13 protein-coding genes are annotated in these 17163 nt (G+C 31.8%); all 13 read right to left on the bottom strand.

Annotated features, from left to right (window positions below):
* Positions 1 to 322: 322 nt before the first annotated feature.
* The 13 genes from ABD940_RS13710 to ABD940_RS13650 all read right to left on the bottom strand — a co-directional run bounded on the left by ABD940_RS13710 (position 323) and on the right by ABD940_RS13650 (position 17108).
* Positions 323 to 1090, bottom strand: coding sequence for a hypothetical protein (locus ABD940_RS13710; protein ID WP_345204981.1), 768 nt, complete (start codon positions 1088 to 1090; stop codon positions 323 to 325).
* 27 nt (positions 1091 to 1117) lie between these two features.
* A complete protein-coding gene (locus ABD940_RS13705; protein ID WP_345204978.1) occupies positions 1118 to 1879 on the bottom strand; it encodes a hypothetical protein in 762 nt (253 codons plus the stop codon).
* 18 nt (positions 1880 to 1897) lie between these two features.
* Positions 1898 to 2653, bottom strand: coding sequence for a hypothetical protein (locus tag ABD940_RS13700; protein WP_345204975.1), 756 nt, complete (start codon positions 2651 to 2653; stop codon positions 1898 to 1900).
* 284 nt (positions 2654 to 2937) lie between these two features.
* Positions 2938 to 3270 (bottom strand): 7(1) septoil knot domain-containing protein, encoded by a 333-nt coding sequence (locus ABD940_RS13695; RefSeq protein ID WP_345204973.1) that lies wholly within the window; start codon positions 3268 to 3270, stop codon positions 2938 to 2940.
* 335 nt (positions 3271 to 3605) lie between these two features.
* The gene (locus ABD940_RS13690; RefSeq protein WP_345204971.1) at positions 3606 to 6815 is read right to left on the bottom strand and encodes a VIT domain-containing protein; all 3210 of its coding nucleotides are present in this window, start codon (positions 6813 to 6815) and stop codon (positions 3606 to 3608) included.
* A gap of 1318 nt (positions 6816 to 8133) precedes the next feature.
* Positions 8134 to 8697: a hypothetical protein gene (locus ABD940_RS13685; protein WP_345204968.1), complete on the bottom strand. Its 564-nt coding sequence runs from the start codon at positions 8695 to 8697 to the stop codon at positions 8134 to 8136.
* Between the two features lie 183 nt (positions 8698 to 8880).
* Positions 8881 to 9795 (bottom strand): hypothetical protein, encoded by a 915-nt coding sequence (locus tag ABD940_RS13680; protein WP_345204965.1) that lies wholly within the window; start codon positions 9793 to 9795, stop codon positions 8881 to 8883.
* A 4-nt stretch (positions 9796 to 9799) separates the two neighbouring features.
* Positions 9800 to 10657 carry a hypothetical protein gene (locus tag ABD940_RS13675; protein ID WP_345204963.1) on the bottom strand — a complete coding sequence of 286 codons (858 nt, stop codon included), beginning with the start codon at positions 10655 to 10657 and terminating at the stop codon, positions 9800 to 9802.
* Positions 10658 to 10680: 23 nt separating this feature from the next.
* Positions 10681 to 11601 (bottom strand): hypothetical protein, encoded by a 921-nt coding sequence (locus tag ABD940_RS13670; protein WP_345204961.1) that lies wholly within the window; start codon positions 11599 to 11601, stop codon positions 10681 to 10683.
* A gap of 1 nt (position 11602) precedes the next feature.
* Positions 11603 to 12487: a hypothetical protein gene (locus ABD940_RS13665; RefSeq protein ID WP_345204959.1), complete on the bottom strand. Its 885-nt coding sequence runs from the start codon at positions 12485 to 12487 to the stop codon at positions 11603 to 11605.
* A gap of 2 nt (positions 12488 to 12489) precedes the next feature.
* Positions 12490 to 15531 carry a hypothetical protein gene (locus ABD940_RS13660; protein WP_345204957.1) on the bottom strand — a complete coding sequence of 1014 codons (3042 nt, stop codon included), beginning with the start codon at positions 15529 to 15531 and terminating at the stop codon, positions 12490 to 12492.
* A 2-nt stretch (positions 15532 to 15533) separates the two neighbouring features.
* A complete protein-coding gene (locus tag ABD940_RS13655; protein ID WP_345204955.1) occupies positions 15534 to 16010 on the bottom strand; it encodes a DUF4280 domain-containing protein in 477 nt (158 codons plus the stop codon).
* Positions 16011 to 16052: 42 nt separating this feature from the next.
* Positions 16053 to 17108: a hypothetical protein gene (locus ABD940_RS13650; RefSeq protein WP_345204952.1), complete on the bottom strand. Its 1056-nt coding sequence runs from the start codon at positions 17106 to 17108 to the stop codon at positions 16053 to 16055.
* Positions 17109 to 17163: the final 55 nt, after the last annotated feature.

Raw genomic sequence — 17163 nt, 5'->3', positions numbered from 1 at the left:
AAATATATTTTCAGGAATTTTCATCCTTCGTCTGAAGTTCAGACGGAGCAAAACAATTCGTTCTTATCGTTGTGAACTCGCGACGGAGAGAACCAATAGTCAGGGAAGTAAATGTGAACGCTCGACAGGGCAAACCACAATTATTTTACGATGTTCGGAAACTTCCGACAGTGAAAATTTAGTAAGGGAAAGTTTCGGAGGTTTCCGACGGGATTTAAAAATTATGACGAAGAAACAAAAAACAATAAAGTCATAAATAAAAGCGAAAAGCCTTATAAATAAGGCTTTTCATACTAAAATCGATATAAAAAGGAATGTGCGTCTATAAATTTCCAAGATATTGCCAGATAACTTCCTGCTGATTGATCTTATTGGAAGTATCACATGTGAAAGTACCTCCCAAAATCCACTGAAAATATCCGGAAGTCTCTCCTGCGTTAAGAAAAACTACAGAAGAATAAGAAATATTTCTGTTAGCATATCCTGCCGGTTCTCCTCTGAAAGCAAAAGAAAATCTTATATCATTAGAATTGGTTCCTCCCAAATATGCCAAAACAGGAATATATTGTAGTGCTTGAGCTGTAATCCCAGTACTGATTGTAAATTTGTAAAATCCTGATTTGCTGGCTACAATAGTACCGTCAGCTGCTATGTTTGCATCTCTGGAGTTTAATGCAAACGAACCTCCGTTAAGATTAATACAAGAAGTATCAGTTGTGGTTTTTCTTCCTTTTGCAAATACTTCAGGAAGCGTAAGAAAAGTATTGATCTTTACATCATCCATCATTTCCTGCCATTGCGTTCCGTTGAAAACATAAGGAAGATCTTCATATACTTTTATTGCATCCGCTACTGAAGCACTGCTGTTATTTGTATTATAAATAACTAACCCTGCAGCAGGATTTGAAATTGTTGTAATATCTGTTTTCGAAGTAAGTGCCGCATGAGGAAGTATTAATCCTTTATTTGTACTTGCTAGCTCCAAAGCCGCAGAAGGAGTTGGTGTTGCCGTTCCAATTCCGACTTGAGGGTATATGAATGTTGCAAAAAGAATGCAGATAAAACTTAGTTTTATATTTAATTTTGTCATGATTTCGATTTTTTAAAATTCAGAAAATTATTCGCCCATATAGATCCAAACTACCTGCTGTTCGCCTATTCTGTCATCAGCTACGCAAGTTCCGGTTCCAGTACCATTATCACCAAGATCCCATGTAAAACCTTCCGAAGTCTGCCCTTGATTCAGATATACAGATCCTGAAAAATTGTTTGATTGCCAACCTCTTGCGCCTGTAGACCCCAACTGGAAAGCATATGTTAACATGCCTGGATAAATTGCAGGATTGTAAGCTTTTCTAAGCATAAATTGTTTAATATTAATAGACCAGTAATAATATCCACTTCTTCCTGCAGTAAGTGCGCCTGTAGAAGATATTGTACTTCCATCTACAGAATTCAGGCTGGTGAGTGCAAAATTAGCTGCTGTAATCCCTGTACAGGAAGTATCTGTAGTCGTTTTCTTACCGATTGCTACTACACTCGGATATAAAAAGCCTTGTGAATTGGTATTATTTTCCAGTAGTTCCTGCCACTGAGTCCCATCAAATTTATATAATGTTCCTGCTGTGATCTGAGTGTTTCCTGATCCAACCGTTGTGGACGCTATAATTAATGTTCCTCTTTTCGGATTGGAAATTGTAGTAATGTCGTTTCTCGATTGTAAAGGAACTTTATTAATTAAAAAACCTTTATCTATAGAGCCAATGTCCAGCAATGCCGAAGGATGTGGTGTCGCTGTATTAATTCCGACCTGAGAATATATATTTATAACACCAGTAAAGCCCATTAATAATGTAAAAAAAAGCTTATTATTTTTCATTTTTCTTTCTTATTTTGATTATAATGTACCTCCTATAAACTCCCAGATCACACTTTGTTCCTTTATTCTTCCTGCTGATCCGCAAATATTTCCTGTACCAAAGGTCCATTGCCAAGGTGGAGTCACCTGTCCTTGCACCAAATAGACAATACCTGAAGTAGCAGCTCCTTGATCGCCATATCCACTTCCTCTGAATTTATATGTGAAGGCATCTAACCCTACAGAAAATATAAATGGTGCGGTATTATAAGCCTGATTAGGATTCGCAGGCATATATTGTTTACTGTATACAGAAAAACTATAATATCCGCTTTGTGGAGCCGTAAATGCACCCGAACTTGAAAGTATGGCAGGATTGCTAATCTGCTCCAAAGCAAAAAAACCTTCATTTATTCCGTTGCAGGTTGTAGTTGTACTTACTTTTTTTCCGAATGCGACAACTTTAGGTACATTTCCGTTCAGGGTTTCATCTTTTGTACTTAATTTTTTCCAGATCGTTCCGTTGAATTTATAGATGCTTCCTGCTGTTACTGCTCCTAATCCTGTTCCTGCAGTTGCAGTATTAAAAATCATCAGTCCGGATGCAGGATTCGGAATTGTAATAATATCAGTTGTTGATTGTAATGCTACAGTCGGAAACTTCAGACCGCCTGCTTTAGAAGATTGGCTAAGATCTAAAATTGCAGACGGATCAGGAGTTGCTGTGTTGATACCGACCTGTCCGTTTGCCAATCCAAAGGCTGTTAGTAATAATGAAAAATAAATTCTGCTCATGTTAGTATTTTTACATCCTTAATTTTTATGAGAAATATCTTTTTTGTTTTAAAACAGTATTAAAAAAACAAAAAGTTTTTTCCCAACTACTTGGAAAAAGACTGATTTGTTTTTTGAGGAAAATTGTGTCATTAGTTTTACGCCTGATTTGATTGAGTGTAGAGAACAAACTTTTTTTCAGTGCGAAAATATGACCGATTTGTTTTTAAAAAAGAAGAAATCCTGTAGGAAGAAAACTACATTTTGTAGAATAAAAACTACAAAATTTTTACTGCTGAATATTTTTAATACATCAAATACTGTTTAGCCTTATTTCTCCAACCCGCCGAACTGGAATATTTTACAAAGAAAATCTTCAGATCTGCCTGACTTTCATAATCTACAAAATACATTTTCTTCTTTGCCTGACTGTCGTATTTTGTGAAAAACCATTTCCCTTCATTTCCGGCTGCCTGACTGTCGTACTGCACTTTATATACTTTAAGATCTGCTTGGCTTTCATTCTTGCAAACAAAGACTTTCACCTCAGCTTGGCTTGAATATTGAGTGGAAAAAACTTTTTGGGCATTCAGCTTTAGTCCGAAGAAAATTAATGAAAGAATAATTATAAGCTTCATGAGATTATGTTTTTATCATCAAAAGGTACAAAATATCATTATAATAAAAAAGCACCTGCATTTCTGCAGGCGCTCCAAACTCAATCTCCTTCATAATACATCGACCACTAAAATTAACATTTCCACATTCAAACTTATTTATGTCTTTATCCTCTTATTTCAAAAAATCCCGCAGATTCGCAGTGACCAATGTTTTTTAATTAAATTGATTAAAAATCTCAGATCATACGGTTTTATAAGGCTTAATTAAATCCATCGATCTGCTTTGCCTGCGAGAATAAAAACCTGAACAAATTCCATAACCACAATCACCGGAATTTGTAAAAGCTCCCTAACTAAAATTCAAATTCACCAATCAGAATCCCGTCATCATTTCCTTCATTCTCCTTCTGATTCTGAAACACCACTATTTTTCTTTCCTGTCTTCCTGTTGCATAATTAATATAAACTTCTGCCATGATTGCTGTTGGTCCCGCAATTCCAACCTGTCTTTCGCCAAAGAAATTGGTCTGAATTTTATATTTTCCTTTAATGGCTTTTTTCAGTAAAAACTGCTCCGGACCGAAACCTCCTGTGAAATCATTACTCAGTCTTCCGCCCATCTCTGTTTCTGAGTGACCATAATAGCAACGTTCGTTATTCGGATCTGTTACCCAAAGGTCAATATCCGTGTCGTCTTTATTCCAGTTGAGCACTACTCTTATATTCACCGGAAGATCTGCAATGATCTTAGGATTGATATTTTTAAGTTCCAATTTCTTTCCGTATCTGCTGATCAGTTCATTGATTTCCATGATCACCGTTTCCTCTATTCCGTCATCACGATTTGCCAATTCTTTTGTGTAAGACTGCGTCAGAATTTTATACAAATTATCCAAAGCATTCTGATACTGTCCGTTGTCTTCCAAAGCCAATGCATAATCTCTGTAGCTTTGAGGGTCAAAAGGTCGCCATTCCAACACTTTCTGAGTGGCAAAAAGTTCTTTGTCAAAAACTTCAGCCTGTTTTAATTTGTAAGCCAGTAATTTGTACAATTCTTCATTTTCGATATCAAGATCCGCAATAGAGCTCAAGACTTTTAAACCTAATTTTTTATCATTATTTTTAAACAGCAACTGAGCAATATCAAAATAATACTGAGGTAAACCTTCATAATCTTTTCTGTTTTTAAGATAGGTCTCATAAATTGCTTCTGCATTTTTAGCTCCATTAAAAAGCTCCATGTATTCTGCATTAGAATTCACATCGATCACACTCATTCTTCCTGAATTCACTATCTCCGAAATATCCTGAGTTTTCACAGAATCTGTTTGTGCACTCCATCCGGAATTGACAGCCATTCCCGGGGCTTTACCTTGCAATGCCTGAACTGCATTATTTGACGTTACAGATGACATTCCTCTTATATTTACTGATTCAGAAGTTACAGTCGATGCAGAGGCAACCATATCTGCTTTTCGCTTTATTCCCATTGCCCCTGTCATAACAACTTCCCGAATTTCATTAGACTTACGATCTTCAACAGGTGATCTGGATTCAACAATTTCTACAGCCTTATCTGCTTGTGCAACTGCGGGTGTAGGCGGAGTTGCATCTACTTTCGGAGCACTATTACTCATGACTGGTGTTGGCGGTGGCAATGTATAGGCAGGTTCTTTCACTGATTCCTGATTCGAAAATCCTCTTACCACAACCTCTTCAATTTGTTGGTTTCTTCCTGTGGAATCGCTAATTCCGTCATAATCAGGTTCTGGATAACGTTTTGACTTTTCTTTTTGTTTATATTCTTTTTTCCACCATTCTTTTAAATTTTTTGTCATTTCTTCGGCATCGCTCATCAAACCATTTACTCTTTCATCTTTTGCAGCTCTGTTATTTTTTACAATTTCATTGAACTGAGTTCTTAACTCTGCAGGCGGAGTAATGTCGTAACGCACGTAATCTTCAACATTTTCCAAAACCATCAAGCTCATATTATTACTTACCAAGCCGAATTGTTTGCTTACGTTTTTAATCTCGCTTTTGTTTTCTTTTTCAAAAATTTCCAGTTCGTTCAGTTTTTTCTGAGCCCAGAATTTTGAAATTTCCCAATCTTTTATTGCTTGTTCATTGGCATTTAAAGTAATGGTTTTTGTTTCCGTCACTTCATTTCCGTATCCGAATTTTGCTTTAATTGTCGCCTGATTTCCTTTTAAAATACCTGTCAATACAAAATCCTGCGAAATTGTCTGCGTCAAAGAAGGATAAACTTCCGACAGCGAAGCATTATTTTCAATTCCTAAAAATTTCAAAGGTTGAGATAACAGCTTTTTTACTTCTTTTTTAGGATCATTTTCGCTTAAGTTTAAAAATTCACCGCCTGTTTTATTACTGATAAATTTCAACTGATTAAAATTCACATTATTGGATGATGAAATGGTATAAGTCGGTTTGTTCCAGCCTAATTTCAATTCTCCGAAAGAAGATAATCCGTCTGTGAAAAATAGAATTTCATCTTCTCTTATCGATTTCAACTGTCCGAAATCTGTTCCGCCATCATAGGTTGTCTGCAATAAATATGATTTTAATTCATTCCAGTTTCCGTCATTTATTTTAAAAGTTTTGCCTTCATCGAAAGTATTATTGATGAAATATATTTTTACGGTAAGATCTTTATTGGTCTTAAAATATTCTTCCAGCAGGCTCCATTCTTTTGCATGATCGCGCTTTTTCCCGCTTAAAGAATTATCCCAGACAATCGCCAGTTTATTCGGAAGCTTTTTTGCTCTTTCATTGGAATTAATATTCAGATTTGCCAGAAAATAGGATGAATCGCTGGAAGCTTTTTGAATTAAAACGCTTTGGTTTTCATTATTTTGAGGGAAATTTATTTTTAAATTATTTTCAGGTTTATACTTTGTCCTGTGTGTTTCGGCAATCCAGATATTTCCGTTTTTAATAAAATCAAAGCTTCCATCCGGCTTTTCTTCCAGCTGCGGAGAATTTGTATTCTGGAAAACCGTTGTTTTGATATTGAATTCCGGAATTTCAGCAGTATAATTTAATGGTAAAAAATATTGATAACTGTTTCCCGATTTTTTTAATTCATAATTATAAGTAATCTGAACCGTTCTTTCACCACCATTAGCATTGATCGGGTAAATCGTTGTACGAAAATTGTTTCCTTCCACTTTTTCCAAAACTCCGGGATCAACGTTTCTCTTTTTGATCGTTTCGTAGACTTCTTTGGCTTTTTCTTTTTCTACCGGAACAGCATTTCGAAGTTTTCCATTAATGTCTAAAGCGTAACCGCTTGCATTGACTCCTTCCGGAAGCGGAAAAGTAAGTCGCCCTTCTCTCAATCGGTTTGAATTGTTCTTAAAAACCATCGTAACTACATTGGTAGAAATTCTCCCTGTAATCTTCGTCTCAATATTTAGTTTCTGAAGAACAACCTGATTATTTTTTTCGTATCCTCCTTTCCCGTCTCCCGTTTCAATGGTCGGAATCTGCGCCATGCACAGAACAGGAAAAAATAAGAGTAATTTTATATATAAACTTTTCATAGATAATGTCATTTTAGTTTGTAACAGCTGTTTCTATTTATATAGATGCAGAAAGTTGGAAAAGGGTTGGAAAAAATTTTAATATTTATAAAATATTTTATTACAAAAACAAAAAAGCCCATAAACAGGGCTTTTTGCATGAATTTAATTTTAAAAAAAATTTATATCTAATGATGAAGTATGTGAAATGATTATTCTGTTTGAGATCGTTTTGAATAGTTTTCACTGATCCAAATCCAATTCTTTAATTATCTTCTTAACTTCATAAAGGGCGTTTCGACATATTTATACATGGGGATTGATAATAAAGGAGTTAAGATCCAAAATAGAAAAAAATTGATTGGATTATCTGAAAAAATTGGAATTAATATTAACCAAATTACTATTGTTGAATTGAGAAGATATAGTGAATATGAAATGAGACTACCGTAAGTAATCAGATTGTTGAATACTGAATATTTTGTTTGAGGCAAATAATATATCGACGGAATCATAAGAAGTATAGAAAAAGGAATCAATGTAAAATAAATTACACTGTGATAGAATCCAAAATCTGTCATCAGATAATCTGAGTAAAATTTATGACTAAAAAAAATAATAAAACCTATGATAAAAAACAATCTTTTATTATTTGTGAAAAAGTCTTTTTTATAAATATAAAACCATGAGCCCAATACACCGATCAATATACTGTCAAGCCTTGTGATTATTGGTTTTCTAAAATTATTATCCCATATTGTTATGTGATAGAAATTTCGTAGATGGGGTAATTAAAATTGTGTTGTATAATAATTATTTCTTTAAAAGGTTTTCAATTTCAATACTATTTGGTGTCATAAGCCTAATGACATCTTCGTCTTTCTGAGGGTATTTATAAATATTATAAATAATACTACATTCACCTTTATAAGTGCCTTCTGTAATACAGGTTTTGGTAATATGCATGAATTTATTGTCAGCTTTTCCAATAAATATATCATCAATAAATTGGTTTTTCTGTAAAAGTTACCTTGTCTATATCAAAACTTCCATATTTTAAACCAATATATTGAGGATTATCTTTAGTTTGAGAATTACAGCTTTGAAATAATGCTATTAATATTAAAAAAAATAAATGATTCAATCTAAAATTATTTTTGGTCATCAGTATGCGTTTTAGGAGATCAAATAGTGTTTTTTCATTTTTAATAAACTTCCAGTTTTCCTTTTTTGATTGAACGGTATAGTTGTAAACCATATCTGCAAATAACCATTAATTTTTATATCAAAATCTCCACTTAAATCATAATTTAAAAATCTGTGGTTGTCATATTTTTAATTATTTAAATTTTATCCAATTACCTGAATAAAGCTTTCCTTTTAGCTCAGATTCATATTTCGGATTACAGATGAACAATACAGATTCCTCAATATTATCTTTTTCCACATCCTGAATAAACTTTTTATCTTTTTCAGAAACTATATTATGAGGATTTGAAAAATCTAATTTTAAAGCTGTGGCTAGTTTTATGATTTGATTATTATTTTTCCACGAGTATATAGTATATTTGATAAATCCTCCCATTTCCTCATCAACAATTTCAGGTTCAGTCCCAAACTTTTTGTTCAAATCAGATATAAGATTTTTAATTTCCTTCTCATTCACCTTTGCAACAGCGTTCACTAACATTAAATCTTTTTCTTTATTTACCATAAACTCCATTGTTCTAAATTTAATATTATTAAACTTTGCAACTACATCTTTTGGAGAATAGCTTTTTACGTTATATTGTATTCCAAGTATTTTATTTTTGTCACCCTTCCAATCGAAATCTGATTCTCTCAAAGTATCTTTTTCAACATATTGTTTTCCACTTGTAAATTTTATATTCTCTCTTTTCATTGATTCTTTATAAAATTTTTCAGGATCTAATTTAAAACTAAAGGATTCCAAATTAATTATGTCATTTTCATATTCTTGGGAATGACAAGAGATTGTAGTTAACAATAAAATTGAACAACAATATAATAAAATTGCATTTTTAATCAGTTTTATAATTTGTATTAGTTATTTAAAAATCTGTTTTTATTTAGGCAATTTACCTCCTATAGAATTTATTCGTATTACTTTTACTTCTTCCGCTCCTTGTGGAATATGAAGAATAACGGTATTATAATATACATTTTGTTTTTCCCTGTCTTCAGCAATTAGTACTCCCATTCCTCTATATTTCCCGTCAGGTATTTCTAAAGTTACAGTTTTTCCATTTCCCATAATTCTTAAAATTCCTTTATTATAAGGAATCATTTTACCTTTAAAATTGGAATAGCTATTCTTTAAATTATCCGTATACTCAATTTCTTGTGATTTGTTAAAATAGTTAGTTTTAAAAAATTCATTACTTGAGACTTGTATTTCATCTAAAAAATTTCCCACTTTTCCTTCATTTAATTGATTATAAAGTTCTTGAAATTTTTTCTGAACTTTTTCTTGTAATTCTTCTTTATCTAACTTAGTTAAGTCTTTTGAATTTTTCCATCCAATTATCTCATTGGGTACATTTGCATCAAATTCCCATTCTTGTTCATAAAAAGGTAAATCTTTTGGTATTGGAGAAAACTTTAATCTCTTTATTAAATTATAGGATTTATCGGAATTATTGACTTTATATAATGCACTTTGCTCACTCAAAATTTGTAGGTCTTTATCCTTTAATAATCCATTATTATAGTCTTTAGGAGCAAATACTTTTATGGAAATTTTTTGTCTTCCGCTGTTTAGGATATAATTATTCAACCTATCGGGACCTGAACGCCCATTAAAAACATCTTTTTCTAAAAGAACATCATTAATTGATATTTCATAGGGAAAACTAAAGTTATAATTTACATAGTACATTGTATTTATAGTGTCATTTTTATTTGTTTTTGTATCAGTAGTACTTTTACTACAGGACATTAAAATTGTTATGAGGTTAAAAAATATTACAAGTTCTTTCATTTTATTATTTCATTTCAAATTTTCCTTTTAATACGTCTAATTCTCCTTCTGCATCAGGGATAATGTCAAATTCCTCTGGCTCACCTCCACTTAGACCAAATTTTGCCCAAATTTTTAAATTAAGTCCTGAAAAATAAAAATCAGCATCCCAACTGTTATCATTCCCAAAATTTTTACCTAACGTTAATGCAACATATGACTTACCTTCAGCTCCAATACTTAATTCTGCTTTCTTAGTATCTGCTTTTTTATTAACATCACCATTGAATTTCTTCCCTTTATTCATTTCAATTTCTAAAGAAATACCAAAACTGGCAACCAATTTTCCCTCTAAATACCCTTGCAAAGCCACTCCTCCTTTTGTTATTTTTTTATCCGCAAAATTATAAGTAAGTGTAGCTGGTTTACTTTCTCCATCTACGGCATCCATACCTACTAAATTTATTTTTGCCGTCAATTGAAAATACAGTTCATAATTAATTTCCACACTGCCCCCACTAAAAAGATTAGCAAGCCAAGAAACTATATCCAGTGCATCTATTATAGCTCCCCAAGGTTTAAACTTACTACCTAATGCAAGAATATCTAATATTACATCTGCTCCAATGATGAGGTTAGCTTTCAATCTACCATCAAGTTCATAAGTGATAGTTCCATTCTCTGAAGTTGCGTAACCAATTCCTAAACCAACTCCTAAGCTTGGAGGTTTCAATTCAAAACTCCAAGGATATGCGTTGAGACGGTCAAATAATCCTTTGTTGGTATTAGAAAATGCTCTTTGATTGTTGCGTTCTGTCTTGGCTTCTGTTACTCCAAAACTGCTATCTAATGTATTAATAATAGATAAGAACAGAAAGATCAAAATTACTTTGCTTAATTATGGTTTTATTCAAAACCTTCTTCAAATGAATTTATTTTAAAAACTTGAAGTTTATTATCTTTTTTTGAAATTCCTAACATTATATAGTTTGGAAAAAAATTCTTATTTAATTTGTCTATACCCATTAAAACTCCTTGCCCAAGATAAGCTCTGTCCGTTCTTTCTAGACTGATAAGTTTCCCATTACCTAGTATTCTCAATTTGTAGTTCTCTATTGGAAGAATTGTATTTTTTTGTTTTGAATAAGTTACAAATTGGTTTTTTTTAAATTCTTTTTTCTCTGCCTCATTAAAATCATTGGATTCAAAATAAATTTGATTACTGTTTGAAATTTCTATCATAAATCGATTCACATCACCAGAATTTAAGTATCCTCTCAATTCATTAAACTTGTTTATTACATCTTTTAATAAAATGTCTTGATCTAAATTTCTTAAATCAAGAAAATCATTCAAATCACATTGAGAATTTTTCTTTTTTAAATTAATATTCCAAGATTGCTCAATAAATGGTAACGGAGTATTAACTTCTGAAAATGAAATTTTCTGAATCAATTTCATTTCTTTTATATCTTCATTTTCATATATATATTCGTAAATAGCTAATTCATTGTTTACCTCCTTAATTAACTTATTAGTAATAGAGTTAATTTCTTTATTGGGAGAATATATTTTTATTTTAATATTTTGTACATCGTTAGGAATTAAAAACTCGTTTAAATTACACGGAGGATAAGGTGGCTGATTCAAATCTATTTCTGCAACCATATCATTAATTAATATTTCAGCAGGATAGGGGATTGAATAATTTAGCATATACTTTGTTTTCATTGATTTATTTTGTTTCGTTATATTATTATCTTTTTTATTTTGACTACAGCCTATATTAATAAATAAGAGTGATATAACTAAAATTAGACTTTTCATTTTAGTAAACTTCCAGTTTTCCTGTTTTGATTGAACGGTATAATTGTAATCCAAATGTCCTTGTTTTACCACTATTATCTTTAGACATCAATGGCGTATTATAATTTTTATCTTGAAGTTCTACAATTAAACCATTAGGATGTATTACTATTTGTGTATTTGGTATTTGAAGCATGCCATTCTTACTTTTTTCAACTCTATCTGCTAAATTGGTAATATAATCCTCTTTTTTTTGTGCTGTATAATAGCTTGTTTCAGTTTCTCTTTCAATAGAATTTTTATAAAGTCTGAGGTATTCTTTAGAATCTCCCGAATTAATAATTCCCTGAACATTAATATAATAATCCTTAACTTCTTGAAATAACCTATCTATATTTTCTTGTGTAAGATTAGTTGCTATATTTTTAAGTTTACTTCTCATAAATGGTACTTCCATCTTTACTTTCCAATTATAAACCACCGTATTTTGAGGTTTGCTATATGAAGGTAATACTAAATTTTTTACCATTTTTAAAGGAGGAGTATCTCCATTTTCTGAAAAATAAATTTTAAGAGCAATACTTTTTAATACATTTGGTGATATTTCTGTATTCCCATTTTCAGGTAAAATTTTTATTGTGATATCTTGCTCACCAGATTCTTCGATAAACTGATTTAGATATTGATAATTCATTATTGTACCATTCGTATTTTTTCTTTCGATTAATATTCCATTAAAATATATTTCAAAATTTCCTCTAAGACTATAATCTATAAAATAACTATTTTTGTTCATGCTTTTATTTTTTTCTGATGTACTATTTATTATAGGGGTTTCTTTTGCGTTACTACACTGTAGAAATAAACATATGAAACCAATCATAATTGCTGATAAGTTCATTTTCATAACTAAAATTTAAATGTTTTAATTTCGTTAAAATGAGGAATTATTTTTTTGCTTATATCTGCTTCCTCATCGTTATTTTTATCATTAATACTTGCTTTAAACCAAACCTTCAATTCTATTCCTGAAAAGAAAAAATCCATATCTAAATTTCCATCTTTATTCAATTTAAACGGACATTTTAATTCAACATATGATGACGCTTGAACACCAGCTCCAATTTCCGCAATATTATGCTTGTCATTTTCAGGCTTTGCTTCCACTTTATTTTTGGACATAAATCGAACAGATAAGCTTATTTCAATTTCTCCTAATATTTTACCTTCTAATCCCCCATTAAAATCTAACGTTTTATCTGCAAAATTATATTTCATATTAGCCTCTGATTCATAAACAGCTGGCTCATCACCTTCGGCATCTTTTATTTTTTTTCCTACCAGTTTTACTTCTGCCGAAAATCTAACTTCTATTTTATACTCCAGCTCTAAACGACCACCGCTAAAAGCATTAGCCAGCCAAGAAGCTATATCCAAAGCATCAATGATTGCTCCCCATGGTTTAAATTTACTTCCTAAAGCAAGAATATCCAATGTTACATCTGCCCCAATAATTGGATCAGCTTTCAATCTACCATCAAGTTCATAGGTGATAATACCGTTTTTCGAAGTAGCATAACCAATTCCTAAACCAACTCCTAAACTTGGTGGTTTCAGTTCAAAACTCCAAGGGTAAGAATTAAGACGATCAAATAATCCTTTGCTAGTATCAGAAGAATTTCTTTGATCATTACGCTCAGTTTCTGCCTTTGACACTCCAAAACTGCTATCTAATGTATTAATCATAGATAAGAATGGAGACAGCATTTTCCTGTATTTTTCAGCAAAATCTTTTCCCAGATTTATCACATCATCTTCTCCACTTACCTCACATTCTATAGATAATCCAAAACTGCTTTTTGTTCCTGCATAAGGTTGCAGAATATTTGTAGTATTGCTCTCCTGTATTGCTGCTCTTCTGCTACTGTTTGAAGTTACAATATCAGAACCTTCATTATACCCGCTATAATAAGTTTCAAGAGCTGTAGATGACTTGTAATAAAGAGGTGTCTCAATATTATAGTTGAAATTAAGAACCCATTTCATATCCGGGAAAACACGAATTTGTGCAATCTGATTGGGATATCTGCAAGTAGTTACGGGAACGAAATAAATCTGTTCCAAAGGTTCATTCTTTATCCATTTTAATAGATAGTCTACCACCCAAAGATTTTTAAAATTATCCGATAAAATACCTTCTTTCAAATATTTTTGTTCCTCATACAGGTAATATGAGATTCTACTGTTATACATTTTATTGTATATATACTGCAGTTCCAAAGTAATAGAATCATTTCCTTCATCAATAGTATAATCTTTATCTGTTAATCCCTGTATACCTGCAACTGTAACTGCTTCGTACTTTTTCTGCTCGTCTTCAGAAGTCTTCATCCCTTTTGCATCTTGATCTGGTTTATTCCATTCTAATTTTGGAGAAGAAGAACCGTTGGAAGGATTATAAAACTTAGGTTTATTTCCTAAGCCCAGCATTTTCATATACCGTTCTGCAAAAAGTGCAGGATCTTTGGACGGAACCCATTGCCCCACAATCCATCCCATTTTAAAGACATCATTAATCCCATTATGGAATTCTCCATCATTTAGGATTTTCTGGCACGAATGTCCGTTTTGTAGTGTTCGGACAGCTTCCGGCTTAGCATCTTTATTTTTCTTAAATTTTGCTGTTACTTTTACTTTCTTTTTATCTTTATCACCGACAACAATATCTACAAATCTGCTTGTTTCATCATCAACTTTTTTATTGAGTTTGTATTCGTTAAAAATTTCAATATCATTTTTTCCATCGTTTACTGTTATTACAGAAAAAGCACAGGGGTTATTTTCTTTTCGGTTGTATTCAATATCACCGATGTATTGAATCATGTTGTGTTTCTCAATCTCTCGCTTGGCTAAGATCTCACTTATAAAATCTTTCTGTACTACAATCCTGCTTGAGATAGAGCTTTCCTTAATATCTATATCTTTAATTGATAACGTTTTGGAATCATATTGATATAGATTATTGGTAGGCTGCGCCAAAAAATTCCTAAATCTTTTGACTTTATAAGTTACGTTTCCCCAATAATCGTACTTTTTTGCGTACACAACTGAGATTACAGAAAACTGTTTTTCTTTAACCTCTCCTTTTCTCCAATTTTCGTAATCAATTAAAATGGAATATTTTCCTAAAGAATTTACTCCTTTTTCTCGCTTGTCAATTTCGGGCATTGGGCTTTCTTCACTCGACCAAACACTTACGTGTTTTATATTTTCAAAATCAATCTCATTACCTTCTTCCGCTGTTATAGCCTTGTTGCTATTATTATTTTCAATTACAAAAACCTGCGAATACAAAATATTATTATCTGTAGAGCATAAATTATGATAATGCACCAACAAATTTACAGCTTCTCCATACTGCCAGTTTTTCTCGCTATTTTCAAAATGGGCGAAACTGATATGAGGATATGATACAGGAATAATATAAAATGTAAAACCATCTTCTGGTTTATCCGTAAAAACAATAACCTTTTGTATATATCCATAATAATACATAGATTCACTATTTCCAAGCAATTTAACTGTAAGAAATTCTCCTTTTTTATAATGCTTGTCCATTCCTAAATATTTAATGGATTTATCTCCTTCATTTAATGCCCACAGTTCAGGAGGAATATTTCCACCTTTTGTACTGGCATCATAAAATGCGTGCTGATATGCCATTGTCCACTTTACATTTGGTGAAATTTTATTATCCTCAAAGCAAGATGCATCAACATAAAATTTGGCATTATTTGTAAAACCTGTATCTACAATTATTACATCATCTTTTTTTATCCTTTTTCTTTCTTCTTCTAATAATTTAGCTTTATGAGGATCTATAGGCTTTTTGGAACGTCCATATACTATAACTTCGTCTCTGTCGAATTTACAACCAATAATCTTTGCCATAATTAATCTGTTTTCAAGTGATTATAAGGTTCTTTTTTCTCAAAATTCTTCATATTGACAACAGGCAGGATATGAGACTGCAATTCCTCATCTGCATTTTTGAAATTCTGCTTAGAAGGCTCCGCCACCTGTCCCGATTTCATAATAGTGATACAGTCTTTTCCACCAACAGGACAGGTTGCTTTACTGTCTTCGGTAAGAATATAGCCTTTTGGCGGATCATATAATACTTTATCATAATATCCGCTCCATGCGGTAACAATAGCTGTGCAGGGATTGTTATTCATTTTTTTGCACGATCCAAAAGTGTTTTTCTCAAAAGTAGCTCCAATGTCTTTGTGTGTAGCTGCTAATTTACTTTTACCTTCGTGGTCATTCAGGTAATACTTACTTTGGGTAAGAACTTTGAGTTTGTCGGGAGTAGTACCGAAATTACATTTACAGGTTGCTCCCTGTACGATCATTTCTTTTAGTGCCATCGTATTTTGTGTTTGTTTTTAGGTTAATAATTTTATTTCATATTATCCGAGAAAATCCCAAAAACCTCTTTTTGATTTCTTCTCTTTATAGAGTTTATATTGTTCGTCTTCAAACTTCTTCCATTCCTGATAAGTATAGTTTTTACCTTCATAAGTTTTATAGATCTCTTTTTCATTTTCATCTTCCTCATACACCTGAAAGGGACTTCTTTTTTCAGCTATGGTTATTTTATTAGCTTCTGTATCCTGCTGATATTGACTAAATTCAATTCGTTTTATTGGAGTCTTTCTTCCTTCTGTATCTTTTGAATACACCTCAAAATAAGCTCTTGTGTGCATCGGAAAAAGATAATAAACATCTAAATCATAATACACATCCAATCTCATGAAAATATTATCTTTTGAGGCGATTTTATTTTTTGGAATAAAATAATCATGTGCTTTCATCTCATCAGATCTGAAATGAATCTCTACCGAATGATAATCTGTAATTTCAGTGTTAACTTTTTGTTTGCCCGTGAACTGTATCGGATATTCGTAAGGAACAACAGCTAAATATAAATCTGTTTTTACTGAATGCTCATTGCCGTAATCAATATATTTAGGATGGAAAAGCAAATTCCAAAACAAATCATACTGCATACTTTTTTCAAAAACATTTCTGTTCTCAAGATTTCTTTCAAATGCATCATAAAATGATTTGGCAATTTGGGTTGTATATTTTTCAGTCGCTTTTAGTTTGTTTCTGTACCATCTACTGTTAACAATATGATTAAAGTTGGATATTTCTAAAAAAGTACCCTGCTCATTAATTTTTGCCTGAACAGGATAAATAGTCTTAGATAATTCATCTGCAATCAATTCACTGATTAAATCAGGTTCATGACCGTCAAACCAAAAGCTATGTTTGTGAATGTCTAGCAGCCAAATGTTCTTGTTTGGGGTTATAGTAAAACCAGTTTCATAATCAATTCTTTTTGAAGAAGATGTTGTTTCTCCATCAAAATATTTTACTGATACTGAATAATTTCGAGATTTTAAACTGCCAAAATTGATTTTTGGAGCATTATCTTTGAGGGATATGGTTTGTTTTTTCATTCATTTGTGTATGTGTGTTCATTGATAGCTTGTAGGGAACTTCAAACTACATAGC

Source organism: Chryseobacterium ginsengisoli (assembly GCF_039542325.1).
GTDB classification, from domain to species: domain Bacteria; phylum Bacteroidota; class Bacteroidia; order Flavobacteriales; family Weeksellaceae; genus Chryseobacterium; species Chryseobacterium ginsengisoli.
The sequence above is the reverse complement of the archived record's forward strand: the minus strand, read 5'-3'. Positions and strand labels throughout refer to the sequence as shown.